This window comes from Gemmobacter denitrificans (genome assembly GCF_036964905.1).
In the GTDB taxonomy this organism is placed as follows: Bacteria; Pseudomonadota; Alphaproteobacteria; order Rhodobacterales; family Rhodobacteraceae; genus Gemmobacter; species Gemmobacter denitrificans.
Genome location: NZ_JBALHR010000004.1, coordinates 277,207 through 301,337, shown reverse-complemented (window position 1 = coordinate 301,337; position 24,131 = coordinate 277,207). Strand labels below are relative to the sequence as shown.

Here is a 24,131-nt window from a genome sequence, read left to right as displayed (position 1 = left end):
ATCCCTGCCGAACATGATCGGCCCACAGGAATCCAGGATCAGACCCATGGCTGCCATGACCGAACCCAAGTTGATTGCGGGCAACGCGAACCGCACCCTTGCCAATGCGATTGCCCGGCGGATGTCGATGCATCGCGGCATGCAGGTGGGGCTGGTGGATGCCCGGGTCGAACGGTTCAACGACGGTGAAATCTTCGTCGAAGTGTTCGAGAATGTCCGCGGCGAGGATATGTACATCATCCAGCCGACCTCGCGCCCGGCCAATGACAACCTGATGGAACTGCTGATCATTGCCGACGCGCTGCGCCGGTCGTCGGCGGACCGGATCACCGCCGTGATCCCCTATTTCGGGTATGCCCGTCAGGATCGCCGCGCCAAGGCGCGCACCCCGATCAGCGCGAAGCTGGTGGCTAATCTGCTGACCGAGGCCGGGATCGACCGCGTTCTGACGCTGGACCTGCACGCCGCCCAGATTCAGGGGTTCTTCGATATTCCGGTGGATAACCTCTATGCCAGCCCGGTCTTCGCCCTGGACATTGAACATCATTTCAAGGGCCAGATGGCTGACCTGATGGTCGTTTCGCCCGATGTGGGCGGTGTGGCCCGCGCGCGCGATATCGCCAAACGGATCAACGCCCCTCTCGCCATTGTGGACAAGCGGCGCGAAAAGGCGGGCGAAGTCGCCGGCATGACAGTGATCGGCGATGTGCGCGGCAAGAAATGTATCATCGTGGACGATATCTGCGATACTGCCGGCACATTGTGCAAAGCTGCCGAAACGCTGATCGAGGCCGGTGCAACCGAAGTTCACAGCTATATCACCCATGGCGTTCTGTCCGGGCCTGCGGTGGAGCGGGTGACCAATTCGGTCATGAAATCACTGGTCATCACCGACTCCATCGAACCGTCAGATGCCGTGCGCAACTGCCCGAACATCCGGATCGTTCCGACCGCGCCGATGTTTGCCCAGGCGATTCTGAACACCTGGCATGGCACCAGCGTATCCTCGCTGTTCGAAACCGATACGCTGGTCCCGATCTATGACGGGATCTATCTGCGCGGGTAACATCCCGACTTTGCAAGACATCAGCATGGCGGACAGGGACAACCCGCCGCCATGTTTGGCCAATTCTGCGCGTGTTTCGACCCATGATTGCCGACGGGTTCCCCCGTCTGCGCATGACGGGCGCAGCATCAGCAAAGTGGTGCCGGTGCCCCGCGCCCCGCTTTGGGCTTAACGCCCTGTTTGGGTTTGCAGCCCTATAACCAGTTGGATCACATTCGGGGCCCACGGCATGCAAACAGCGCTTTCCTCTGCCGAAGACATGTCTCAATCGTCGCGGCTTGACCGCATGGCCCAGGGTGCGGTGCAATTGTCCTATGACATTGTGGAAACCGCTGGCCTGCTGGATACGGTCGAGGGGCTGACCCGCGCACAGGTGCAGGAACTGGATCGGTCGCGCACCGCAGCCCGCGCTGTCAGTCAGGCGTCACAGGACATGACGGCAGCATCCGACCGCGCAAGCCAGGCCCTGGTCGGGGTGACCGAGGCAGTGCATGACGCAACCAACCGGGTGCAACGTACCCTTGAAACCAGTGGTGCGGTGTTGAATTGGGTCGCAGGCACTGCGCAACGGATGGAAAAGGTCTCCACCATCATCGGGAAGGTGCGACAGAACAATACCCAGATCACGGAAATCTCGCGCGAGGTCAACATGTTGTCCGTGAACGCCCGGATCGAGGCGGTCCGGGCTGGCCAATCCGGGCAAGGGTTTATCGTCGTCGCAGATGCGATCAAGGTGCTGTCGCAGCAGACTTCGGTCGCAGCGGAAACCATCGGCGAAACGGTGCGGGATCTGGCGACGGAACTGGATGAACTGACCGCCGAAGCTGTCGAAGTGTCGGACCAGGCCCGCCATACCATATCCGCACTTGCCGAGGCAGAGGCCGCCATGGCGCGGATGGCAGAACAGTCAGACTGCGCGCAGACCGCAGCCAAGGACATCGCCCGCCAACTTGAAACGGTGCGACTGGCTTTGAACGATTTTGCACCGGCCCTGCGGGCGCTGTTTGGCAGCGTGACCCAGCAGATCGAAGAAATGCCCGCAATTCGTAAGCGTATCAACGGGTTGGTAAGTCTGGGCGAGGATCTGGTGCAGCTTTCGGTCGAGGCAGGCGGCGCGGCAGGCGACACCCCGCTGATCGAGGCGGTGCAGGCACGCGCCACCGAACTTGGGCAATTGCTGGACAGCGCGATAGACCGTGGCGATATCTCGATCACTGATCTGTTTGATGAAAACTATCAGCCTGTGCGGGGGTCAGACCCGCCACAGGTGATGGCGCGGTTCACCCAGCTGACCGACCGGCTTTTCCCGGCAGTGCAGGAACCGGCGCTGGAACTGGACCCCCGCATCGTCTTTTGTGCGGCGGTGGATCGCAATGGGTATTTGCCCACCCATAACCGCAAATTCTCGGCACCGCAGGGCAGCGATCCGGTGTGGAATGCCGCCAACAGCCGGAACCGCCGTATCTTTGATGATCGGGTTGGCCTTGGCGCCGGACGATCTACGGCATCATTCCTGATGCAGGTCTATCGGCGCGACATGGGTGGGGGCGTGTTCGCGATGATGAAGGATGTCTCGGCCCCGATCCGGGTCAAGGGGCGGCATTGGGGCGGGTTGCGGCTGGCCTATCGGTTCTAGGGCCAACTGACATGAACAGGTGGACCCACGATCCCCCCTGTTCAGTAGATTTCCCACTGGTCGTCGTCACGGACCGTTCCGATGGCCGTCCAGTCGGCACGGATACGGGCGACCCTTGTGTCGCCCCAGGTCCGAAACACCAGATGAAACCCTTCCGTCGTGATGTTTTCGGCGGTGATATCTGCCCGGCTCGTATGCTTGTGGTCGATATCCCACATCGACATGCCCACCATCACCGCGGGCACCTCGACAAAGGCCTCGTCAAAATTGATGATGTGGCGGCTTTCGCGCGGGCCCTGCCCCGTCCACATGACCCCGCCATCCGCAAAATCGGAAAACAGCACGCGGCTGCCCTGTGCGATCCCGATAGCTCCGGTTGTCATGCGTTTCATGCCAGATGCCTCCTGTCGGGATCGCCTTAACCGCGAATCCGGGCCAAAGTTTGGTAACATAATGAAAAAGGCCCCGAAAGTATCGGGGCCCTTCTCGCAGTCGATGGATGGCTTCAGTGCGCCGCGCCAGACCGGATGGCCAGCGTGTCGCTGACCAGCTTTTCTGCCGCGTCCTTCTGATCCGCAGGGGCAGCAGCTGCCTGGGCCCGGGCATCGGCAACCAGTTCATCGAACAGGGCCGGGGTCAGTTCGTCCAGCGGGATCGCGCGCTCGGCCAGAACCGAAACGCCCGAAGCGGTGATTTCAGCGAAACCGCCGGTCACCGCATAGGCCTTGGTGCCTTCGGCAGAAACTGCCTTCAGCACGCCGGGACGCAGGGTGGTGATGGTGGCCGAATGGCCCTCCATCGCCGTCAGGTCGCCGTCAGCCCCCGGGATCTGCACCTCGGTGGCCTGAACGGAAGCCAGCTTCCGTTCGGGCGACACTAGGTCGAATTGCAGGGTGTTGGCCATTCTCAGCCCCCTTACGCCGCAGCCGCAGCGAGTTTCTGGGCCTTGGCTTTCACTTCCTCGATGTCGCCGACCATGTAGAAGGCGGCTTCGGGCAGGTGGTCATATTCGCCGGCAACCACGGCCTTGAACGAGGCGATGGTCTTTTCCAGCGGAACCTGAACGCCGTCCGAACCGGTGAACACCTTTGCCACGTCGAAGGGCTGCGAGAGGAAACGCTGGATCTTCCGGGCGCGGGCCACGGTCAGCTTGTCCTCTTCCGACAGTTCGTCCATGCCAAGGATGGCGATGATGTCCTGCAGCGACTTGTAGCGCTGAAGGATACCCTGCACCGAACGGGCCACCTGATAATGCTCTTCGCCGATCACAGCCGGGTCGAGCAGACGCGAGGTCGAGTCGAGCGGGTCCACTGCCGGGTAGATACCCAGTTCCGAGATCGCACGCGACAACACCGTGGTGGCGTCGAGGTGGGCGAAGGACGTGGCGGGCGCGGGGTCGGTCAGGTCGTCGGCCGGAACGTAGATCGCCTGCACCGAGGTGATCGAGCCGTTCTTGGTCGAGGTGATGCGCTCCTGCAGGGCGCCCATGTCGGTCGCCAGCGTCGGCTGATAGCCCACTGCCGAAGGGATACGGCCCAGAAGAGCCGACACTTCCGAACCGGCCTGGGTGAAGCGGAAGATGTTGTCCACGAAGAACAGCACGTCCGTGCCCGACTGGTCGCGGAACTGTTCGGCCAGCGTCAGGCCGGTCAGCGCCACGCGGGCACGGGCGCCCGGCGGTTCGTTCATCTGGCCATAGACCAGGGCCACTTTCGACTCGGCCAGATTGTCCAGCTTGATAACGCCCGATTCGATCATTTCGTGATACAGGTCGTTGCCTTCGCGGGTCCGTTCACCCACACCGGCGAACACCGAGAAGCCCGAGTGCACCTTGGCGATGTTGTTGATCAGTTCCATGATGAGAACCGTCTTGCCCACGCCGGCGCCGCCGAACAGGCCGATCTTGCCGCCCTTGGCATAGGGGGCCAGCAGGTCGATGACCTTGATCCCGGTCACCAGAACCTGGCTTTCGGTCGCCTGTTCGCTGAATTCCGGGGCCTTCTGGTGGATGGCACGGTGTTCGCTGGCCACAACCGGGCCCTTTTCGTCCACCGGCTCGCCGATGACGTTCAGGATACGGCCCAGCGTCGCGTCGCCCACCGGCACCGAGATCGGTGCGCCGGTGTCGCTGACGCCAGCGCCACGGACCAGACCTTCGGTCGCGTCCATCGCGATGGTGCGAACGGTGTTCTCGCCAAGGTGCTGGGCAACTTCCAGAACCAGTTTCTTGCCGTTGTTGTCAGTCTCGAGGGCGTTCAGGATCGCCGGCAGAGCGCCTTCGAACTGAACGTCCACAACGGCGCCGATGACTTGCGTCACTTTGCCTTGTGCTTTTGCCATGTCGTTTCTCCGTTCGGGTCGTCAGAGCGCCTCGGCGCCCGAGATGATTTCGATAAGCTCTTTGGTGATCGCGGCCTGACGGCTCCGGTTGTACTGGATCGTCAGCTTGTTGATCATGTCGCCCGCGTTGCGGGTGGCATTGTCCATCGCGCTCATCCGCGCACCCTGTTCGGACGCGCCGTTCTCAAGCAGTGCAGTGAAGATCTGCGTAGCCAGTCCGCGGGGCAGCAGGTCGGCCAGGATGGCTTCCTCGTCGGGCTCGTAATCATAGAGCGCCGAGGGCGAGCCGCCTTCCAGCTTGGCCGGGATGACCTGCTGTGCAGTCGGAACCTGACTGATCACCGACTGGAAGCGGTTGAAGAAGATCGTCGCCACATCAAACTCGCCTGCTTCAAAGCGGGCCAGGATGTCGCGGGCGATTTCCTGCGCATTGGCATAGCCAAGACGCTTCACTTCCGAAAGATCGACGTGACCCACGAACTTGTCGCCAAAATCGCGGCGCAGTTGTTCGCGGCCCTTCTTGCCGACCGTCAGGATCTTCACGGTCTTGCCCTGCGCCAGCAATTCGTTCGCATGCGCACGGGCCAGCCGCACGATGGTCGAGTTGAAGCCGCCGCACAGGCCGCGTTCCGCCGTCATCACCACGAGCAGATGCACACGGTCGGCGCCCGTCCCGGCCAGAAGCCGGGGCGCGCTGGTTGATCCGGCAACCGAGGCCGCCAGCCCCGCCATCACGGAGTTCATCCGTTCGGCATAGGGGCGGGCCGCTTCGGCCGCATCCTGGGCGCGGCGCAGTTTCGCCGCGGCCACCATCTGCATGGCCTTCGTGATCTTCCGCGTGTTCTTGACGCTTCCGATCCGGTTTTTGAGGTCCTTAAGGCTGGGCATGTCCCTGTCCTTTCAGGCCGCTCAAGCGAAGGTCTTGGCGAATTCGGCGATCGCGTCTTTCAGCTTCTGCTCGTCGGCACCCTTGATCTTCGGATCGCTCTCGGTGATCCAGTCCAGGATGTCCTTGCGCTGACCGCGCAGATAGGCCAGCAGGCCCGCTTCAAAGCGGCCCACGTCCTTCACTGCGACCTTGTCGAGGAAACCGGCGGTCCCCGCATAGATCACGCAGACGATTTCGGCGTTGGTCAGCGGCGAATATTGCGGCTGCTTCATCAGCTCGGTCAGGCGCGCACCACGGTTCAGCAGGGCCTGGGTCGATGCGTCAAGGTCCGAACCGAACTGGGCGAACGCGGCCATCTCGCGATACTGGGCGAGCGACAGTTTCACCGGGCCAGCCACGGTTTTCATGGCATTGGTCTGAGCAGACGACCCCACGCGCGACACCGACAGACCGGTGTTCACAGCCGGGCGGATGCCCTGGTAGAACAGTTCGGTTTCCAGGAAGATCTGGCCGTCGGTGATCGAGATCACGTTGGTCGGAATGAAGGCCGACACGTCGCCGCCCTGGGTTTCGATGATCGGAAGAGCGGTCAGCGAACCAGCGCCGAAATCTTCGTTCAGCTTGGCCGAACGCTCCAGCAGGCGCGAGTGGAGATAGAACACGTCGCCCGGATAGGCTTCACGCCCCGGCGGACGGCGCAGCAGCAGCGACATCTGACGATAGGCAACGGCCTGCTTGGATAGATCATCATAGATGATCAGGGCATGGCGGCCATTGTCGCGGAAGTATTCCGCCATCGCGGTCGCGGCATAGGGGGCCAGGAACTGCATCGGAGCAGGGTCGGATGCGGTGGCGGCCACAACGATCGTGTAGTCGATGGCGCCGGTTTCTTCCAGCTTCTTCACCAGCTGGGCAACGGTCGAACGCTTCTGGCCGACGGCAACATAGATGCAGTACAGCTTCTTGCTTTCGTCCGAACCGGCAGCTTCGTTGTACGACTTCTGGTTCAGGATGGTGTCGAGCGCCACGGCGGTCTTGCCGGTCTGACGGTCACCAATGATCAGTTCGCGCTGGCCACGGCCAACGGGGATCATGGCGTCCACAGCCTTCAGGCCGGTCGCCATCGGCTCATGCACCGATTTGCGCGGGATGATCCCGGGGGCCTTCACGTCGGCGATGCGGCGCTCGGTCGCGGCGATCGGGCCTTTGCCATCGATCGGGTTGCCCAGACCATCCACAACGCGGCCCAGCAGGGCGTCACCGGCGGGCACGTCCACGATGGACTTGGTGCGCTTGACGGTATCGCCTTCCTTGATGTCCTGGTCGGAACCGAAGATCACGATACCGACGTTGTCGACTTCAAGGTTCAGCGCCATCCCGCGGATACCGCCGGGGAATTCCACCATTTCACCGGCCTGGACATTGTCCAGCCCGTGTACACGCGCAATCCCGTCGCCAACCGACAGCACGCGGCCAACTTCGGCCACGGCAGCGTCCTTGCCGAAGTTCTTGATCTGCTCCTTGAGGATCGCAGAGATCTCAGCAGCCTGGATTCCCATCTCACCCAACCTCTTTCATTGCATTCTGGAGAGCCGCGAGCTTCGACTTGATCGATGTGTCGATCATGGTCGAGCCGAGCTTGACGACGAGACCACCGATGAGGCTTTCATCGACGGCCAATTTCACTTTCACGTCCTTGCCGACGCGGGCCTTCAGCGTGGCGGCCAGCTTGTCGGCCTGCTCCTGGCTCAATGCGCTGGCAGCGGTCACTTCGGCGGTGACTTCACCCTTTTCGGCAGCGATGCGCGCGCGCAGATCGGCAACCAGTTGCGGCAGCACGAAAAGGCGGCGCTTGGCGGCCATCAGGCCAAGCGTGTTGGCCGTCAGGGCCGACAGCCCGGCCTTGCTGGCGATTGCGGCGATGGCATTGCTTTGGTCTTCACGCGAATAAATCGGCGAAGAAATCAGGTCACGCAGATCGGCGCTGGCGTTCAGGGCAGCGTCAAGCGCGTCGACGTCCCCTTCCAGAGCCTTCAGGCCCTTGTCTTCCCGTGCAAGGTCAAACAGGGCAGTTGCGTAACGCGCGGCAATGCCGGAGGAGATCGAAGCTGGTTCGGACACGTCAACCCTTCCGTTGGCTATGCCCCCCATCCCGCAGGTCGCGCGGGCCAGAGGCTTCCCGTGACGCATACGGATGCATGCGTCCTAATTTCGTGGCGTCTCTAGCAGAGCGGGCACCATGCCGCAACCGTGAACAGGGCATAAATAAGCCATGTCCGCCGCAAACATTTACCGGTTTGACCCCTTCGGCGTCGCTTGTATCGAAACAATGACACAATGGCGGGAATCGGTCGCAAAATGCCGCGGGTGACCCAAGGTTCCGTCAGGTCCGCGCACCGTCCATCGCGGGTTCCGGCACGCCCTTGCCTACCCCTTCCCAGACCCGCAAAGGCTGGCGCACCACGGCGCCCAGCCCCCCGCGCGTGGGGGCATAGACCTGCTTGCTGGCCTCGACCATCAAAACGCCCCCTGCGACCCAAGGTGCGACCGACCGGCCCATCCCTTCCCAGAGCGCCGCGGTGCGCAGCCAGAAGCGGCGGCCAGACGGCGGGGCGTAAAGGGCTGCCACATGCCGTTCAGGGGTGAATCCATGGCGTTTCAACTGCGCTTCCAGCTGGCGCAACGAATAGGGCCGGCCAAAGCCGAAGGGCGTGCCATCCCCGCGCACCCAAAGTCCGGAACGATTGGGAACCACGAACATCGCCTTGCCCCCCGGCCCCAGCACCCGGTTGCATTCACCAAGAATGACCGAAGGCTGCTCGGAGGTCTCGAGCCCGTGCATCAGCACCAGACGATCCACAAATCCGGTGGAGACGGGCCAGGCGGTTTCCTCGCAGAGCACGCTGACATTTTCCATGCCTGCAGGCCAGGGCATCACTCCTTGCGGGCCAGGCATGAGCCCGATCACCCGCCGTGCCTCGGCCAGATAGGGGCGCAACAGGGGCACGGCAAAGCCAAAACCCGCCACTGTCTGCCCCGCAGCGGGCGGCCACATTGCCACAAGTTGATCACGGATGGCCCGTTGTGCCACCCGGCCCAACTGGGTGCGATAGTAGAAGTTGCGAAGGTCCAGCACATCAAGATGCATTGCAGGCGGGTCCTGTTGCGGCCAAGTTAGGGCCAGATTGACCGATTGCGACAGGAATTGCCATGGCACCCGAATTGCTCACCATCCCCTGCCTGCAGGATAACTATGCCTTTGCGCTTCACGATCCGGAAACCGGAGCGACCGCGGTGATCGATGTGCCAGAGGCAGCGCCGATCCGTGACGCGCTGGCATCGCGCGGCTGGCAGTTGAGCCATGTGCTTCTGACCCATCACCATTGGGATCATGTCGATGGCCTTGCAGGGCTGATCGAGGACCAATCGGTTCAGGTGATCGGGGCTGCCGCCGATGCACATCGCTTGCCGCCCCTCTCGCAGACCGTGGCCGAGGGCGACAGGGTGCGGATCGGCCAGCTGTCGGCCCATGTGATCGAGGTGCCAGGACATACGGTCGGCCATATCGCCTTTCATGTGCCGCAGGCCGCAGCCGTCTTTACCGGCGACAGCCTGATGGCCATGGGCTGCGGGCGGCTGTTCGAAGGGACGCCGGCGCAGATGTGGGAGAGCCTGCGCAAACTGGCCACCCTGCCCCGCAATACCCTGGTCTGTTCGGGCCACGAATACACCATGTCGAATGCGCGCTTTGCCCAAAGCCTGGAAGATGATCTGCCGCCCGCCCTTGTGCTGCGCCTAGATGCCATAGCCCGCGCCCGGGCAGCCCAGCAACCGACGGTGCCTTCCCTTCTGGGCGAGGAACTGGACACCAACCCCTTCCTGCGGGCCACGGATCCGGTTTTGCGCGGTGCCCTTGGCATGGCCGATGCTTCTGACGCGGCGGTTTTTGCCGCGTTGCGCGCCCGCAAGGACAAATTCTGAGTCCCTTCGATCACAATTTGCAACCAACCGGGGCGTTGCGGACAAATCCACCAAATAGGGCTTGAAGCGACGCAAATAAAACCGAACTTTAACCCTATGAGGCCAGGCTCGGATCAGGCGTCAAAGCCCGACCGCCCGCAGGACAGGAGCACCGGATCGTGCCATCATTTTCGACCACTCTGGAACAGGCCATCCACGGCGCGCTGGCGCTGGCCAATGCCCGCCGCCATGAACTGGCGACGCTGGAACACCTGCTTTTGGCCCTGATCGACGAACCCGACGCCGCCCGCGTCATGAAGGCCTGTTCGGTCGATCTGGACGAATTGCGCAAGACGCTTGTCGATTTCATCGACGATGATCTGTCTACCCTTGTGACCGATGTCGAAGGGTCAGAAGCCGTGCCGACTGCCGCGTTTCAGCGCGTCATCCAGCGTGCGGCGATTCACGTGCAGTCCTCGGGCCGGACCGAGGTGACCGGGGCAAACGTCCTGGTCGCCATTTTTGCCGAACGCGAATCGAATGCGGCCTATTTCCTGCAGGAACAGGACATGACGCGCTATGATGCGGTGAATTTCATCGCCCATGGCGTGGCAAAAGACCCGTCCTTTGGCGAGGCGCGCCCGGTGACCGGGGCCGAAGATCCGCATCACGAAACCCCCAAGGGTGAGGCGGGCGAGGCCAAGGAATCCGCGCTCTCCAAGTATTGCGTCGATCTGAACGTCAAGGCGTTGAAAGGCGATGTCGATCCGCTGATCGGGCGTGAGGCCGAGGTGGAGCGCGCCATTCAGGTTCTGTGCCGCCGCCGCAAGAACAACCCGCTTCTTGTGGGTGACCCGGGCGTGGGCAAGACCGCGATTGCCGAAGGTCTGGCCAAGAAGATCGTCGATGGCGAAACGCCCGATATTCTTGCCGGGGCCACGATCTACAGCCTTGATATGGGCGCTTTGCTGGCGGGCACCCGCTATCGCGGCGATTTCGAGGAACGGCTGAAAGCTGTGGTGAAGGAGATGGAAGATCATCCCGACGCCATCCTGTTCATCGACGAAATCCACACGGTGATCGGCGCCGGGGCGACCTCGGGTGGCGCGATGGATGCCTCCAACCTGCTGAAACCTGCGCTGCAGGGCGGCAAGCTTCGCTGCATGGGTTCGACCACCTACAAGGAATTCCGTCAGCATTTCGAAAAGGACCGCGCGCTGAGCCGCCGGTTCCAGAAGATCGACGTGAACGAGCCCTCGGTGCCGGATGCGATCAAGATCCTTATGGGGCTTAAGCCGAATTTCGAAGAACATCACGATCTGCGTTACACGTCGGATGCGATCAAATCGGCGGTGGAACTGGCCGCGCGCTATATCCATGACCGCAAGCTTCCCGACAGCGCGATCGACGTGATCGACGAGGCCGGCGCAGCCCAGCATCTGCTGTCGGAATCCAAGCGCCGCAAGACCATCGGCACCAAGGAGATCGAGGCCGTGGTGGCCAAGATCGCCCGCATCCCGCCGAAAACCGTGTCGAAGGATGATGCCGAAATCCTGCGCGATCTGGAAAAGACGCTGAAGCGCGTGGTCTTCGGGCAGGACAAGGCGATCGAAGCGCTGGCATCGGCCATCAAGCTGGCGCGGGCCGGTCTGCGTGAACCCGAAAAGCCCATCGGGAATTATCTGTTTGCAGGCCCAACCGGCGTCGGCAAGACCGAGGTTGCCAAGCAACTGGCAAATACGCTGGGTGTGGAATTGCTGCGGTTCGACATGTCGGAATACATGGAGAAACATGCCGTGTCCCGCCTGATCGGTGCCCCGCCCGGCTATGTCGGGTTCGATCAGGGCGGCATGCTGACCGATGGCGTCGATCAGCACCCGCATTGCGTGCTGCTGCTCGACGAAATCGAAAAGGCCCACCCGGATGTCTATAACATCCTGCTGCAGGTGATGGATCACGGCAAGCTGACCGACCATAACGGTCGCCAGGTCGATTTCCGCAATGTGATCCTGATCATGACCTCCAATGCCGGGGCGTCGGACATGCAGAAGGCCGCGATGGGATTTGGTCGTGACAAGCGGACGGGCGAAGATACTGCCGCCATCGAACGCACCTTCACCCCGGAATTCCGCAACCGGCTGGATGCCGTCATCAGCTTTGCCGCACTTGGCCGCGAAACCATCAGCCAGGTGGTCGAGAAGTTCATCCTCCAGTTGGAGGCGCAACTGATGGACCGCAATGTTCATATCGAGCTGACCCCCGCCGCCGCGCATTGGCTGGGGGAAAAAGGCTATGATGACAAGATGGGCGCCCGTCCGCTGGGCCGGGTGATTCAGGAAAACATCAAGAAGCCATTGGCCGAAGAACTGCTGTTCGGCAAACTGCAGAAGGGCGGCGTGGTGCGGATTTCGGTGAAGGACGACCAGATCGACCTGATCATCGAAGAACCGGCCAAGCCCCGGCTGACCGGGCAGAAACCGCCGCTGCTGACGGCGGAATGATTAGGGCTCTGTCCCTTGGTCTGATCCTGGCCCCCGCTGCGGCGGGGGCCTTTGACTTGGGTTTGCCGGTTGCCTGCACCTTGGGCGAAACCTGCCATATCCAGCAATTCCCGGACCGCGATCCCGGACCGGCCGCACGCGATTACACCTGCGGATCGCTTAGCTATGATGGCCATGACGGCACCGATTTCGCGTTGCCTTCGCTGGCGGCCATGACGGCGGGGGTTGATGTGCTGGCCGCAGCGCCCGGCGTGGTGCGCGGCGCGCGCGATGGCATGCCCGATATCCTGATCAGCGATCCCGCCGCACCACCGCTGGAAGGCCGCGATTGCGGCAATGGGCTTGCCATCACCCATACCGACGGGTGGGAAACCCAGTATTGCCACCTGAAACAGGGTTCGGTGCAGGTCAAACCTGGCGACGCGGTGCAGGCCGGTCAGGTGCTGGGGCAGATTGGGCTGTCCGGCAATACCGAATTTCCGCATCTTCATCTGACCGTCCGCCAGAACGGCGTGGCAGTCGATCCCTTCGCCCCCGGAGATATGGCCCTGTGCGGCAAGGCGGGCGATGACCTCTGGTCCGCCCCCTTGCCCTACCAGCCCGGCGGGATCATAGCCATCGGTTTTGCCGATGCGGTGCCGGATTACGGGCAGGTCAAGGCGGGTCTGGCGGCGCAACCGCTGCGGGCCGCCGCCCCGGCCTTGGTGGTCTGGGCCTATCTGTTCGGCACCCGCGCGGGGGATCGGCTGCAGCTTACCCTGACCGGCCCGCAGGGCGAGGTGGTGGCAGACACCATCGCACTGGATCGCACGCAGGCGCAGGCCATGCGCGCCATCGGGCGCAAGTTGCGGGACAGCCGCTGGCCCCCGGGCCGCTATCAGGGGCAGGCGATCCTGTTGCGCGATGGCGCCGAGGTGGATCGCGCCATTCTGACGGCAGACCTACCGTAGCAGCGGCGCAGCCCCCAGCGGCAGCGGCCCCAACATCATCCGTCCGCCCTGCATGACCAGCGGCAGGTCCAAGGTGCCGGGCTCGGTCGATTGCGCGGCCAGCCCCTGCAACACTGATCGCAGCGCCACGCGAAACTGTTCCGGCACCAGCCCCATCTGTTCTGCCGCTGCAAGCCCGGCCTCCCACCCGGCCACCTTCAGGCGCAGTTCACCCTCTGCCTGCCCCAGATCATCGGCCACGACCCGGCCCGAAATGGTCGCCTGCACTGGCCCCCACAGAAGATGGGCCTCACGCAGATCAATCGCCCGCACCTCGGGACGATCCCCGCGCAGGGCCAGCGGCGCGGCAAGCTCCAGATCGGCCAGAAGGTCCAGCCGTTCGATGACCGCTGGCAGGCTGCCCCCCATTGCCGCGATCAGGGCCTGATCGGGCACCAGATCCAGCCCCCGCAGCGCCAGTTGCGCCGTGGCCCCCTCACCCGTCACCAGCGACACATTGACCGATCCTGCCGCAAGTGCCCAACCGGCATCCGACCGCAGGTTCAGCCCCTCGGTGACAAATTTGAAATCCGACAGTGGCAGCGCCGGTGAGGGCGTCAGGAACAGCGATGCCTGCATGCGCGTCGATTGTACCCCGATTGTCTGGCCCGGCAGGGTCAGATGCTGGTCATTGGGCAGCGCCGCGATCAGCTTCCACGGGCTGTAGCTGAGCGCGAAGACCTGCGCGAATTCCGCCTGCCAGCCCACCGCACCGGCGGCAACCCTGGGCTGGGTCAACGTCAGGTCAAACCGGCTGGGAAAGCCCGCAACCGACAGGCCCTGATGATCGACCACGATGCCCCGCGCTGCCGCCTCGACCAGTGCCCGCTCTGCCCCGCTTTCGGCAGCCCGCGCGCCCACGAACCAATAGCCCCCATACAGCGCGGCCAGTATCATCACCACCCAGATCAAGCCGCGCATGGCGCCCCCTTTTCCTTTACCGCCCCCCGGTTTACAGCGGCACGGGCAGGAGGGCCAGCGCATGTGGGTATTCGGTTACGGTTCCTTGATCTGGGATCCCGGCTTTCCGGTGGCGGAACGCCGCATCGCGCGCCTGACGGGCTGGCATCGCAGCTTCTGCATGCGCTCGATCCATCACCGCGGCACAGAAGACGCGCCTGGCCTTGTACTGGCACTGGATCGGGCCACAAGCGCCACTTGCGATGGCGTGGCGTTCCGGGTGGCACCGGGGCATGAAAGCGCCACACTGGCGGCCCTGCGTGAGCGCGAGTTGGTATCCTCTGCCTATCTGGAAACCCGGCTCGAGGTGCTGGCAGATGCAGACCGGCTCGACTGTCTGGCCTATGTGATCGACCCCGATCATGTGCAATATTGCGGGGGGCTGGCGCTGGAGGAACAGGCGCAGATCATCGCCCGCGCAACCGGCGGGCGCGGCCCCAACCGCGATTATCTGTGGAACACCGCCGCACATCTGGCCGAACTGGGCATCGCCGACCCGGATCTGGAATGGCTGGCAGCACGGGTCCGTGATCTGACGGCGTGACCTTCACGCTTGGCAGGCGCGACGCGGCAGCCTATTGTGGCGCGCAAGTGGCCCGATCAGCCGGTCACAGCGAGCAGGACCGATGATGAGCAGATCCCCCGCGCCGCTTTTCACCCAGCCGATCCGGCAGATCACCCTGATGTTGCTGGTGCTTGGCATGATTGCCGCCGGTGCATGGGTGGCACTGCCCATGCTGCGGGGCATCATTGCCGCCAATCCCTTGCTGAACGGCACGATCATCGGGGTGTTCGGGCTGGGCGTGCTGACCTGTTTCTGGCAGGTCTGGCAACTGGCGCAATCGGTCAGCTGGATCGATGCCTATGTGCAGGATCGCCCCGGATCGGAGACCGATGCAGCCCCCCGCCTGCTGGCCCCTCTGGCCGCGCTGCTGGGTCCGCGCACGGCACGGCTGCAACTGTCGTCTTCGTCCACCAGGTCCATTCTGGACAGTATTGCCACGCGGATCGACGAGGCCCGCGACATCACCCGCTATCTGGCCAATCTGCTGATCTTTCTGGGGCTTCTGGGCACGTTCTACGGGCTGGCCACCACGGTGCCCGCCATCGTGGACACCATCCGCGGCCTGTCGCCGCAAGAGGGCGAGAATTCGCTCGACATCTTCGGCAAGCTGATGTCCGGGCTGGAAACCCAGTTGGGCGGCATGGGCACGGCCTTCTCCTCGTCGCTGCTGGGTCTGGCCGGATCGCTGGTCGTGGGCCTGCTGGAACTGTTCGCCGGCCACGGCCAGAACCGGTTCTTCCGCGAAATGGAGGAATGGCTGTCCTCGATCACGCGGATCGGCGTGGCCGAGGGCGATGGGGGCGACATGGGTGCGCTGGCGCAGGTGCTCGATCAGCTCAGCCAGCAGATCGACAACATGCAGATGCTGTTCACCCAATCGGATATCAGCCGGTCTCTGGCCGATGAACGCACCGGGGAACTGGCCGAGGCGGTGGCACGGCTGGCCTCGCGGCTTGACTCCGAAGCCACCATTGCCGGGCAATTGCAGCGCATCGCCGATGGGCAAGAGCGGCTGTTGGCCGCCATGTCGCATAATGACAGCAATCTGCATGCCGATGCCGAGGCGCGGATGCGCCTGCGGTCGATGGATGTGCAACTGCTTCGCATTCTTGAAGAATTGTCGGCCGGGCGGCAGGAAAGCACGGCGGATCTGCGCGGCGATCTTTCTGCACTGACCCAGGCCGTGCGGCAATTGGGACGGGGGGCGTAGCATGGGCCTGTCGCGTCGCGGATCGGTCCGGTCGGGCGACGGGGTGATCTGGCCAGGCTTCGTGGATGCGGTCACCACACTCTTGATGGTGTTGATGTTCGTGCTGACCATCTTCACCGTCATGCAATCCGTGCTGCGCCAGACCATCGACAATCAGGGCAACGAACTTGACGCACTTTCCGCCCAGGTGGCGCAACTGGCCGATGCGCTCGGGCTGGAACGGGCGCGGGCCGAAGGTCTGCAGGCCGAACTTGGGTCGCTGCGCAGCACATTGGCCGAGGCCCAGGCGCGCGGCGAGGCGCAAGCCGGACAGATTGCCGCGCTGACCGCCACGCTGGCCGCGCGCGAAGGTGAACTGTCGCAGGCGCAGGCCCGTATCGCCAGCTTTGAACAACAGGTCGCCAGCCTGCTGGCCGAACGCGATGCCGCACGGGGCGAGGCTTCGGCGCTGGCCGCATCACTTCAGGACCTGGAGGCCGCACAAGCCCGCTTGATCAGCGAACAAGAGGCGCTGCAACTGGCGCTGGCCAAGGCGCGCGACGAGGTTGATGCGCAGGCCGAAGCCGCGCGGCTGGCAGCCGCCCGGGCCGAGGCGATCGAGGCGCTGGCCGCAAAGCTGCGGGCCGAAAATGCGCAGCGGGCGGCGGAACTGGACGAAACCGAAGCCGCGCGGCAGGTCGATCAGGCGGCATTGGCTGAATTGCGCGACCGCCTGAAAGGGGCGGATAGCGAACTTGCCGCCCTGACGCTTGCGCTGGAAGAACAGCGCAAAAGGGCCGAGGAAACCCTGACCCTGCTGGCCGCCGCGCAAGGGGTAGAGGCAGAAAAGACCGATGCCTTGCAAACCGCCCGCGCCCTTCTGGCCGAACGCGAGGCACAATCGGCCGAGGCCGAACGCCGCCTGGCCCTGCTGAATGAACAGATCACCGCCCTGCGCGGGCAATTGGGCAGCCTGCAGGCCCTGCTGGATGCGGCAAAGGCCCGGGATGCCGAAGCGCAAGTACAGCTTGAATCGTTGGGCGGACAGTTGAATTCCGCGCTGGCCCAGGTCGCGGCAGAACAGAAGCGCCGCGCCGAGTTGGAAGAGGCCGAACGCAAGCGGCTGGAGGCCGAAAAACAGAACCTTGAAAAATTCCGGTCGGAATTCTTTGGCCAGTTGCGCGAAGTGCTGGCCGGGCGCGAAGGGGTACGGATCGTAGGCGACCGCTTCGTCTTTTCGTCAGAAGTGCTGTTCACCCCCGGCGCCGCCGATCTGGCCCCCGAAGGTCGCGCCCAGATCGCCCGCGTGGTCGAAACGCTTAACGATGTGCGCGGCCAGATCCCGTCCGGGATCGACTGGATCATCCGGGTCGATGGTCATACCGACAATGTCCCGCTGTCCGGCACCGGGGCCTTTGTGGACAATTGGCAGCTGAGCCAGGCGCGGGCCCTGTCTGTCGTGCGCTTCATGCAGGATGAACTGGGGTTCCCTCCGGAACGGCTGGCGGCAACCGGATTTGGCGAATGGCAACCCGTGGCGGCAGGCAACAGCGCCGAAGCCCGCGCGCAGAACCGCCGGATCGAACTGAAACTGACCGAACGCTGAACCCCGCACTTGTCCGGGGGGGTCTCCACCCCGACGCGCGTTCCGATGAGATTTTGGCCAAGATAAAGGGAGGCGACCGGTCAGCGGCAATAGCTGCCATTGCCATGGCGAGCGACGTCGAAATGCAGGTGATCTTCGTGGTGGCCATCCGATCCGGGGCCCAGGGTAGTGCCGAAAATTCCGCAGGCTGCCTTGTGCGCGGCCTTGATCGCCTTGGACCGGCGATAATCCCCGGCAATGGACAATTGCCGACCATCCGCCAGCACAAAACCAGATATATCCAGCGCGCGGCCACGGCCATGTTCGCTGATCTTGGCGCCGCGGATATTGTTGCGCGGGCGACAGACATAATGGCCTGCGATGTTCAGCTTCACCACCGGGGTCTTGCCGAAGGCCGGTTGCACCGCGCGTTCCAGCCATTTCCGGGTGGCGATGGCCGTGTCGCAGGTGATGGTGGCCGGTTGGCTGAGTTTCACACCGGCGATGGAGGTCACGCGCACGGGGTCTTCGATCCCGCAACCCTTCACCTTGCTGACCACGGGGGCCATGGTTTCGCCCCGGATCGCCGGATCGCCGCAGACGGAGCCCTTCTTGGGCAGAAGGCTGCCCTTGTCTTGCGGAGTGCGCACGGCAGCAGCCTTGTGCAGATCGGCCACCTTCTTGCGCTTGGCCGCGGCTGGGGCCGCCGTCAGCCCTTCCGGGCGCGGACGGGGGCGCAGGCTGGTTGCCAGCGGTGCCAGAGCGGCCAGTTCAACCACGGTTTCGGGTTTGATGGCCCCCAATTGAGCGGGGCGGGGCTTGGGTGGCATGCGGCTGATCGGCGCGTTGGAACTGGCCACGGTCAGTTCGGCAGGAACCGGGCGCGGCTTGGGGATCAGGGATTTTCCGATCCCTTCGGCCAGCAGCGGTTGGCCCGTCAGCACCAGCAGAACGGCCAGAACGACACCCGGTCTTGTCATCATCACTCTCCCGCGGGGGGCTGCACACGTCCGAAATCGGGGGCGGCAGTATCCTGACCGGCCTCGATGATCCCCCGGCGGATGGCGCGCGTGCGAGTGAAATAGGCGTGAAGATGGTCGCCATCCCCCAGCCGGATCGCCCGTTGCAGCGCAAAGAGTTCCTCGGTGAACCGACCGAGAATATCCAGCGTCGCCTCCTTGTTCGTCAAGAACACATCGCGCCACATGGTCGGGTCACTGGCGGCAATCCGCGTAAAGTCGCGGAAACCCGCCGCCGAATACTGGATCACTTCGCTGTCGGTCACGCGGCGCAGGTCATCGGCCACACCCACCATCGTATAGGCGATCAGGTGCGGCGTATGCGAGGTGACGGCCAGCACAAGATCATGGTGCGCCGCATCCATTTCATCGACCTTGGCCCCCATCCCTTCGCACAATTGGCGCAGGCGAAGGGTGGCTGCGGGGTCTGTGCCGGGGGCCGGGGTCAGCAGCCACCAGCGGTTCACGAACAGCGTGGCAAAGCCCGAACGCGGCCCGGAATGTTCTGTCCCGGCAATCGGGTGGCCTGCCACGAAATGCACGCCTTCGGGCATATGCGGGGCGACGGCATCGATCACCGCCTGCTTGACCGACCCGACATCGGTCACCGTGGCACCGGGCGCCAGATGCGGGCCGATCTCGGCCGCCACCGCGCCCATCGCCCCGACCGGCACCGCCAGCACAACCAGATCGGCACCCACCACAGCCTCGGCAGCGGTCGCCGCCACCCGGTCAACAAAGCCGATTTCCAGCGCGGTCGCCCGGGTTTCTGCCGATTTGGCATGGCCGACGATTTCGCCCGCCAGACCATGCGCCTTCATGGCATGGGCCATGGAGGATGCGATCAACCCAAGACCGATCAGGGCCACACGGTTGTAGATGACGGTCATTTCTGCCCCTTGAACTGACCAATGGCATGCGCCACCCGGCGACATGAGGCTTCGTCACCCACCGTGATGCGCAGACAATGCGGCAGTTTGTAGCTGGCCACGCGCCGCACGATCAGACCTTGCTCCTGCAGGAACCGGTCGCAGGCTTCGGCCTCATCGGCATTGGCGAAACGCGCCAGCACGAAATTCGCCATCGAAGTGTCGGACGGCACACCATGTTCGGCCAGGGCTTCGGCCAACCAATGCCGCAGGCGGGCATTTTCAGCCCGGCATTTCGCCACATAATCCTGATCGCGGACGGCGGCCTCGGCCGTGTCCAACTGGGTGTTGGACAGATTGAACGGCCCACGGATGCGGTTGAGCACATCAATGATCGCCTTCGGCCCATAGCCCCAGCCGATGCGCAGCCCCCCCAGACCGTAGATCTTCGAGAAGGTCCGGGTCATCACCACATTCGACATGGCCTCGATCAGGCTCAGCCCGGCATCGAACCCTTCGACATACTCGGCATAGGCCCCGTCGAGCACCAGAATGGCCTGCGGCGGCAAACCGCGCGCCAGCCGCGCCACTTCGCCTGCCGAAATCATCGTGCCGGTCGGGTTGTTCGGATTGGCGATGAACACCAGTTTGGTGCGATCCGTGCAGGCGGCCAGCAAGGCATCCACATCGGTGCTGCGTTCACGTTCTGCCACTTCGACCGGGGTGGCGCCTGCCGCCATGGCCGAAATCTTGTACATCAGGAAACCGTGTTCGGTATACAGCACCTCATCCCCCGGCCCGGCATAGGCCTGGCAGAGGAAATGGATGATCTCGTCCGACCCCACGCCACAGATCACCCGCCCTGCATCAAGCCCATGGGTTTCGGCGATCGCCGCGCGCAGGCTGGCATGATCGGTAGAGGGGTAGCGGTGCAGCTGATGCACCGACCGGGCGAAAGCATCCTTGGCCTTGTCCGAAGGCCCGAACGGGTTTTCGTTCGAGCTGAGCTTCACCACATTGCTCACGCCCGCCACATGGGCCTTGCCGCCTTCATAAAGGGCAATATCCATGATGCCGGGTTGCGGGCGGATGGCGTCGTTCATCGCGGTCTCCTTGGGTTCCGGCCTGCGGTTTACCGGGACGGTCGCCGCAATGCCAGTGCGATGTTGCAGCGACAGACGAAAGGCGGGGCTGGCCGGCGGCCCAGTACCGTCAGTGCTTGTCGGTTTTCGAAGCCAGCAGGTCCATCAGCGCCAGCAGCACGCCTGACAGCACAAAGGTCAGGTGGATGACCACCAGCCAGAACAGCTTGTCGGTCGGCACCGCGTCACCGGCCTGCTTGCCCACTTCCATGAAGACCTTCAGCAGGTGGATGCCTGAAATCGCCACGATCGAGGCGATGAGCTTCATCTTCAGCCCCGAGAAATCCACCTTGCCCATCCAGTCGGGCCGGTCGCGCGCATCGCCCAGGTCCAGTTTGGACACGAAATTCTCATATCCCGAAAACAGCACGATCAGCAGAAGGTTCGCCGCCAGCGACAGGTCGATCAGCGTCAGAATGGCAAGGATCGCCTGATCTGCCGTCATGATCAGGGTCTTGGACGCGTAATAGACCAGTTCCTTGACAAAGACGACCGTCAGCATCGCAAGGCTGATGACCAGGCCCAGATACATCGGTGCCATCAACCAGCGCGAGGCAAAAAGCCCGTTTTCGAACCGGCTTTCCAGTGATGGTTTCTCGGCCATGATCCGCTCCTGTCCTGATCCTGCGCGGGCCAGATAATCCATAACGGTCTGCCGGAAAAGGGGGCCTTGGCAGGCTTCCGGCCTGCGGGTTAGATGCAGGCATGCTGAACATCGTCCATCACCCCGCCCAGACCCCCGCAAGCCGCCCCGATGACAGCCTGCCGCCGCTGCTGATCGTGCACGGGCTTTACGGGTCGGCCCGCAACTGGGGGGTGATTGCCCGCCGCCTGTCGGAAAACCGCGATGTGTTTGCGGTGGATCAACGCAATCATGGCGAAAGCCCGTGGTTCCCAACCCACAGCTACCCCGACATGGCCGCCGATCTGGCCGAGGTGATCGCCCGGATCGGTGGGCCGGTTGATATGGTGGGCCATTCCATGGGCGGGAAGGCCGCCATGCTGCTGGCGCTTACGCAGGGCGCGCTGATCCGGCGGCTGGTCGTGGCCGATATCGCGCCCATCGCCTATGCCCATGATCAGACGCAGTACATTACAGCCATGAAGGCCATGGATCTGACGGGCATTGCCGCCCGTGCCGAAGCGGACCGGCGTCTGGCCCTGACTGTACCCGAGGCCCCCTTGCGCGCGTTCTTCCTGCAATCGCTGGATCTCAAGGCACCGGGCGGGCCGCGCTGGCGGCTCAATCTGGATGTGCTGGAGGCAGAGATGCCCCGGATCGTCGGTTGGCCGCAGACCATCGATGGCCAGTTTGACGGGCCCGCGCTGTTCCTGACCGGCTCGGAAAGCCGGTATGTTCTGCCAGAACACCGCCCGGCCATCCGGTCGCTGTTTCCGGCGGCGCGTTTCGCGCGCATCCCCGGCGCAGGCCATTGGCTGCATGCCGACAAGCCGCGCGAGTTTGAAGAAACGCTGAAGGTGTTCCTGTCCTGATCTGCCGCAACCGGGATCAGGTCAGCACATAGACCCGGCGCTCGGGATCAAAGCCCACGATCTTCAGACCGGCCGCAAAGGCCGTGGTCAGGGCCGCACGGTTCGCCTCGCGCAGCCGCTGCGCCTCGGCCGGGTCGCGCAGCAGGATCGCACCGAAATCGGCTGGAATCTCTACCTCCAGCGCCGGATGCTGCGGCAGCGGCAAGGGGCGGTTGGCCGCCGCTGCCGTGACGCGCGGGCTGTCCAGATGCCAGTCGGCCAGCAACCGGTCCGAGGCCGCGCCCTTGTTGATCCCTTCCATCGCGCCATAGTAGTCAGGCAGATAGGTGCTGGCCCCTGCCCCCAAACGCGCGATGTTCAGGCTGGCATTGGGCAGGCGCAGCGGATCATAGGTCCAGCGCACATGGCGGATGCCCCGCGCCCGGCACCAGTCGCGCTGATACCATTTCAGCCGCAGGCCAAGACCCAGCCCCCGCGCATCTTCATGCACCGCGAGACGATGCGAATGCTGCACCCCGGGCGTTACGGTCGGAAAGCCGAAGACATAGCCCAGCAGCCGATCCCCCCGAAACGCCCCGGCGCAAAGCCCGCCTTCATGCTGCACGACCATCATCAGATCGGCCGGGTCTTCCTTGTCCCCTGCCCCCCAGACATCGCGCTGCAATTGTTCGGCCTTGCGGAACTCGTCCATCCCCTTCAGGTCGCGAAAGACAAGGTCGGTCATCCAAACACCTCGGGCGTCTCGGATACGCGGGCAAGAAAACCGCGGTCAACCGTGACCCCGATCCCCGGCCCATGGCGCGGCACGGGCATCTGGCCGCCTGCGGTTTCCAGCTGCTGTTCGGTGATGTCGCGGGTGAAATAGCGGCTGGAGGAAGACACATCCCCCGGCTTGGTAAAGTTGGGCAGGGTGGACAGGTGGATGTTATGCGCCCGGCCGATCCCCGATTCCAGCATGCCGCCGCACCAGACGGGCACGTTGAAGGCCAGACACAGATCATGGATGCGCAGGCTTTCCAGATAGCCGCCCGACCGGCCAACCTTGATGTTGATGACCCGCGCCGCATCGGTCTGCAGCGCCTTGCGGGCGTCCTGCAGGGTCTTGATGCTTTCATCCAGACAGATGGGCGTTGCAATCCGGGTTTGCAGCGTGGCGTGATCGTGCAGGTCGTTCCACGCCAGCGGTTGTTCGATATAGTCAAGATCGAAGGCATCCATCGCCTTCATCAGCGCAGTATCCGCCAGCGAATAGCAGGAATTGGCATCCACGGTCAGATGGGCATCGGGAAAGGCCCCCCGCGCCGCCCGCACAAGCGCCAGATCATGGCCCGGTTTCACCTTCAGCTTGATCCGCTGATAGCCCTGATCCAGATGGCTTTCGATCCGCCGCAACGTTTCGGCGACCGGGGTAATGCCCAGAGACACGCCCACCGCGACCTGATCGCCCGATCCGCCGATCACATCCTGCAAGGGCAGGCCCAGCGATTTGGCCCAGAGATCCCAGACCGCCATTTCCAGCATGGCCAGCGCCATCCGATGCCCGCGCCACGGGGCCAGAAGTGGGGTCAGCGCCTGCGGATTGCTCAGCGGACGACCGATCACGGCCGGGATCAACACCTCGCGCAGCAGGGCCATGGACGAGGGCAGCGCCTCTTCCAGATAATCGGGCCAGGGGTCCATCACCCCTTCGGCATAGCCTTCGATCCCATTGGCACGCAAAGTCAGCAGCGGAAACAGCTTTTCCGTCATCGTGCCGGTGGAAATGGTGAAGGGGGTCACCAGCGGCAGGCGCACAAGGCGCAATTCGGCGCTGTCGATCGTCAGGGTCATGGGGGGCCTTCCGGTGCAAGTCTCGGGCGAAGCGTCGCGGATGGGTGGCGTAACGTCAAGCTGGGTTGGCAGTCTGGCAGGGCATTCCGGCAGATCG

Annotated in this window: 23 protein-coding genes; 9 read left to right on the top strand and 14 right to left on the bottom strand. The window is 63.6% G+C overall.

The annotated features are described in order from the left end of the window. The first annotated feature begins 46 nt into the window (after window positions 1-46). A complete protein-coding gene (locus tag V6590_RS09545) occupies window positions 47-1,066 on the top strand; it encodes a ribose-phosphate pyrophosphokinase (protein ID WP_335422297.1) in 1,020 nt (339 codons plus the stop codon). A 259-nt stretch (window positions 1,067-1,325) separates the two neighbouring features. Further along, entirely contained in the window at window positions 1,326-2,702 is a 1,377-nt protein-coding gene (locus V6590_RS09540; protein ID WP_335422294.1) for a methyl-accepting chemotaxis protein, read from the top strand. A gap of 41 nt (window positions 2,703-2,743) precedes the next feature. On the opposite strand, the gene V6590_RS09535 is transcribed toward V6590_RS09540, so the two are convergent. The 7 genes from V6590_RS09535 to V6590_RS09505 all read right to left on the bottom strand — a co-directional run bounded on the left by V6590_RS09535 (window position 2,744) and on the right by V6590_RS09505 (window position 9,079). Beyond that, window positions 2,744-3,094, bottom strand: a complete 351-nt coding sequence (locus V6590_RS09535) for an H-type lectin domain-containing protein (protein WP_335422292.1) — start codon at window positions 3,092-3,094, stop codon at window positions 2,744-2,746. Between the two features lie 113 nt (window positions 3,095-3,207). Then, the gene (locus tag V6590_RS09530) at window positions 3,208-3,606 is read right to left on the bottom strand and encodes a F0F1 ATP synthase subunit epsilon (RefSeq protein WP_335422290.1); all 399 of its coding nucleotides are present in this window, start codon (window positions 3,604-3,606) and stop codon (window positions 3,208-3,210) included. A gap of 11 nt (window positions 3,607-3,617) precedes the next feature. Beyond that, entirely contained in the window at window positions 3,618-5,042 is a 1,425-nt protein-coding gene (atpD, locus tag V6590_RS09525; protein WP_335422288.1) for a F0F1 ATP synthase subunit beta, read from the bottom strand. Window positions 5,043-5,063: 21 nt separating this feature from the next. Further along, complete coding sequence (locus V6590_RS09520) at window positions 5,064-5,930, bottom strand: F0F1 ATP synthase subunit gamma (RefSeq protein WP_335422286.1); 867 nt, start codon at window positions 5,928-5,930, stop codon at window positions 5,064-5,066. Window positions 5,931-5,951: 21 nt separating this feature from the next. Continuing rightward, a complete protein-coding gene (atpA, locus tag V6590_RS09515) occupies window positions 5,952-7,490 on the bottom strand; it encodes a F0F1 ATP synthase subunit alpha (protein WP_335422285.1) in 1,539 nt (512 codons plus the stop codon). Window position 7,491: 1 nt separating this feature from the next. Further along, window positions 7,492-8,052, bottom strand: coding sequence for a F0F1 ATP synthase subunit delta (locus V6590_RS09510; RefSeq protein WP_335422282.1), 561 nt, complete (start codon window positions 8,050-8,052; stop codon window positions 7,492-7,494). Between the two features lie 262 nt (window positions 8,053-8,314). After that, entirely contained in the window at window positions 8,315-9,079 is a 765-nt protein-coding gene (locus tag V6590_RS09505) for a class I SAM-dependent methyltransferase (protein WP_335422280.1), read from the bottom strand. Between the two features lie 62 nt (window positions 9,080-9,141). Between V6590_RS09505 and gloB the strand changes: the two genes are divergently transcribed. From gloB to V6590_RS09490, 3 genes are all read left to right on the top strand, one after another. Beyond that, entirely contained in the window at window positions 9,142-9,912 is a 771-nt protein-coding gene (gene gloB / locus V6590_RS09500; protein ID WP_335422278.1) for a hydroxyacylglutathione hydrolase, read from the top strand. A gap of 158 nt (window positions 9,913-10,070) precedes the next feature. Then, window positions 10,071-12,392, top strand: a complete 2,322-nt coding sequence (clpA, locus tag V6590_RS09495; protein WP_335422277.1) for an ATP-dependent Clp protease ATP-binding subunit ClpA — start codon at window positions 10,071-10,073, stop codon at window positions 12,390-12,392. Further along, entirely contained in the window at window positions 12,389-13,342 is a 954-nt protein-coding gene (locus tag V6590_RS09490) for a M23 family metallopeptidase (RefSeq protein ID WP_335422275.1), read from the top strand. Before clpA ends, V6590_RS09490 begins: the two co-directional genes overlap by 4 nt. Here V6590_RS09490 and V6590_RS09485 read toward each other — a convergent pair. Then, window positions 13,334-14,302, bottom strand: coding sequence for a DUF2125 domain-containing protein (locus V6590_RS09485; RefSeq protein ID WP_335422272.1), 969 nt, complete (start codon window positions 14,300-14,302; stop codon window positions 13,334-13,336). The genes V6590_RS09490 and V6590_RS09485 overlap by 9 nt on opposite strands. Before the next feature lie 61 nt (window positions 14,303-14,363). On the opposite strand from V6590_RS09485, the gene V6590_RS09480 reads away from it, so the two are divergent. From V6590_RS09480 to V6590_RS09470, 3 genes are all read left to right on the top strand, one after another. Then, entirely contained in the window at window positions 14,364-14,885 is a 522-nt protein-coding gene (locus V6590_RS09480) for a gamma-glutamylcyclotransferase (RefSeq protein WP_335422270.1), read from the top strand. Window positions 14,886-14,967: 82 nt separating this feature from the next. Beyond that, complete coding sequence (locus V6590_RS09475; protein ID WP_434063244.1) at window positions 14,968-16,116, top strand: biopolymer transporter ExbB; 1,149 nt, start codon at window positions 14,968-14,970, stop codon at window positions 16,114-16,116. A 1-nt stretch (window position 16,117) separates the two neighbouring features. Beyond that, window positions 16,118-17,701, top strand: coding sequence for a peptidoglycan -binding protein (locus V6590_RS09470; protein ID WP_335422266.1), 1,584 nt, complete (start codon window positions 16,118-16,120; stop codon window positions 17,699-17,701). A gap of 80 nt (window positions 17,702-17,781) precedes the next feature. Here V6590_RS09470 and V6590_RS09465 read toward each other — a convergent pair whose 3' ends face one another. The 4 genes from V6590_RS09465 to V6590_RS09450 all read right to left on the bottom strand — a co-directional run bounded on the left by V6590_RS09465 (window position 17,782) and on the right by V6590_RS09450 (window position 21,314). After that, window positions 17,782-18,660 (bottom strand): extensin-like domain-containing protein, encoded by an 879-nt coding sequence (locus V6590_RS09465; protein WP_335422265.1) that lies wholly within the window; start codon window positions 18,658-18,660, stop codon window positions 17,782-17,784. A gap of 2 nt (window positions 18,661-18,662) precedes the next feature. Continuing rightward, the gene (locus V6590_RS09460) at window positions 18,663-19,589 is read right to left on the bottom strand and encodes a prephenate/arogenate dehydrogenase family protein (protein WP_335422263.1); all 927 of its coding nucleotides are present in this window, start codon (window positions 19,587-19,589) and stop codon (window positions 18,663-18,665) included. Continuing rightward, complete coding sequence (gene hisC / locus V6590_RS09455; protein WP_335422261.1) at window positions 19,586-20,671, bottom strand: histidinol-phosphate transaminase; 1,086 nt, start codon at window positions 20,669-20,671, stop codon at window positions 19,586-19,588. The genes V6590_RS09460 and hisC overlap by 4 nt, the downstream gene beginning before the upstream one ends. Before the next feature lie 109 nt (window positions 20,672-20,780). Further along, window positions 20,781-21,314, bottom strand: coding sequence for a TIGR00645 family protein (locus V6590_RS09450; RefSeq protein WP_335422259.1), 534 nt, complete (start codon window positions 21,312-21,314; stop codon window positions 20,781-20,783). Between the two features lie 101 nt (window positions 21,315-21,415). Here V6590_RS09450 and V6590_RS09445 point away from each other — a divergent pair, with 101 nt between their 5' ends. Beyond that, window positions 21,416-22,204, top strand: coding sequence for an alpha/beta fold hydrolase (locus V6590_RS09445; RefSeq protein ID WP_335422257.1), 789 nt, complete (start codon window positions 21,416-21,418; stop codon window positions 22,202-22,204). A 16-nt stretch (window positions 22,205-22,220) separates the two neighbouring features. Here V6590_RS09445 and V6590_RS09440 read toward each other — a convergent pair whose 3' ends face one another. Together V6590_RS09440 and menC are read right to left on the bottom strand one after the other, a co-directional pair. Continuing rightward, complete coding sequence (locus tag V6590_RS09440; RefSeq protein WP_335422255.1) at window positions 22,221-22,928, bottom strand: GNAT family N-acetyltransferase; 708 nt, start codon at window positions 22,926-22,928, stop codon at window positions 22,221-22,223. Then, entirely contained in the window at window positions 22,925-24,034 is a 1,110-nt protein-coding gene (gene menC / locus V6590_RS09435) for an o-succinylbenzoate synthase (protein WP_335422253.1), read from the bottom strand. Before menC ends, V6590_RS09440 begins: the two co-directional genes overlap by 4 nt. Window positions 24,035-24,131 lie beyond the last annotated feature (97 nt).

Bases quoted from the DNA above. Each gene is read 5' to 3' on its own strand.
- V6590_RS09465 (WP_335422265.1), bottom strand. From the start codon at position 18,660: ATGACAAGACCGGGTGTCGTTCTGGCCGTTCTGCTGGTGCTGACGGGC.
- V6590_RS09460 (WP_335422263.1), bottom strand. From the start codon at position 19,589: ATGACCGTCATCTACAACCGTGTGGCCCTGATCGGTCTTGGGTTGATC.
- menC (WP_335422253.1), bottom strand. From the start codon at position 24,034: ATGACCCTGACGATCGACAGCGCCGAATTGCGCCTTGTGCGCCTGCCG.
- V6590_RS09545 (WP_335422297.1), top strand. From the start codon at position 47: ATGGCTGCCATGACCGAACCCAAGTTGATTGCGGGCAACGCGAACCGC.
- gloB (WP_335422278.1), top strand. From the start codon at position 9,142: ATGGCACCCGAATTGCTCACCATCCCCTGCCTGCAGGATAACTATGCC.
- V6590_RS09485 (WP_335422272.1), bottom strand. From the start codon at position 14,302: ATGCGCGGCTTGATCTGGGTGGTGATGATACTGGCCGCGCTGTATGGG.
- V6590_RS09490 (WP_335422275.1), top strand. From the start codon at position 12,389: ATGATTAGGGCTCTGTCCCTTGGTCTGATCCTGGCCCCCGCTGCGGCG.
- V6590_RS09535 (WP_335422292.1), bottom strand. From the start codon at position 3,094: ATGAAACGCATGACAACCGGAGCTATCGGGATCGCACAGGGCAGCCGC.
- atpA (WP_335422285.1), bottom strand. From the start codon at position 7,490: ATGGGAATCCAGGCTGCTGAGATCTCTGCGATCCTCAAGGAGCAGATC.
- V6590_RS09445 (WP_335422257.1), top strand. From the start codon at position 21,416: ATGCTGAACATCGTCCATCACCCCGCCCAGACCCCCGCAAGCCGCCCC.
- V6590_RS09480 (WP_335422270.1), top strand. From the start codon at position 14,364: ATGTGGGTATTCGGTTACGGTTCCTTGATCTGGGATCCCGGCTTTCCG.
- V6590_RS09440 (WP_335422255.1), bottom strand. From the start codon at position 22,928: ATGACCGACCTTGTCTTTCGCGACCTGAAGGGGATGGACGAGTTCCGC.
- V6590_RS09505 (WP_335422280.1), bottom strand. From the start codon at position 9,079: ATGCATCTTGATGTGCTGGACCTTCGCAACTTCTACTATCGCACCCAG.
- atpD (WP_335422288.1), bottom strand. From the start codon at position 5,042: ATGGCAAAAGCACAAGGCAAAGTGACGCAAGTCATCGGCGCCGTTGTG.
- V6590_RS09530 (WP_335422290.1), bottom strand. From the start codon at position 3,606: ATGGCCAACACCCTGCAATTCGACCTAGTGTCGCCCGAACGGAAGCTG.
- V6590_RS09520 (WP_335422286.1), bottom strand. From the start codon at position 5,930: ATGCCCAGCCTTAAGGACCTCAAAAACCGGATCGGAAGCGTCAAGAAC.
- V6590_RS09540 (WP_335422294.1), top strand. From the start codon at position 1,326: ATGTCTCAATCGTCGCGGCTTGACCGCATGGCCCAGGGTGCGGTGCAA.
- V6590_RS09475 (WP_434063244.1), top strand. From the start codon at position 14,968: ATGATGAGCAGATCCCCCGCGCCGCTTTTCACCCAGCCGATCCGGCAG.
- hisC (WP_335422261.1), bottom strand. From the start codon at position 20,671: ATGAACGACGCCATCCGCCCGCAACCCGGCATCATGGATATTGCCCTT.
- V6590_RS09470 (WP_335422266.1), top strand. From the start codon at position 16,118: ATGGGCCTGTCGCGTCGCGGATCGGTCCGGTCGGGCGACGGGGTGATC.
- V6590_RS09450 (WP_335422259.1), bottom strand. From the start codon at position 21,314: ATGGCCGAGAAACCATCACTGGAAAGCCGGTTCGAAAACGGGCTTTTT.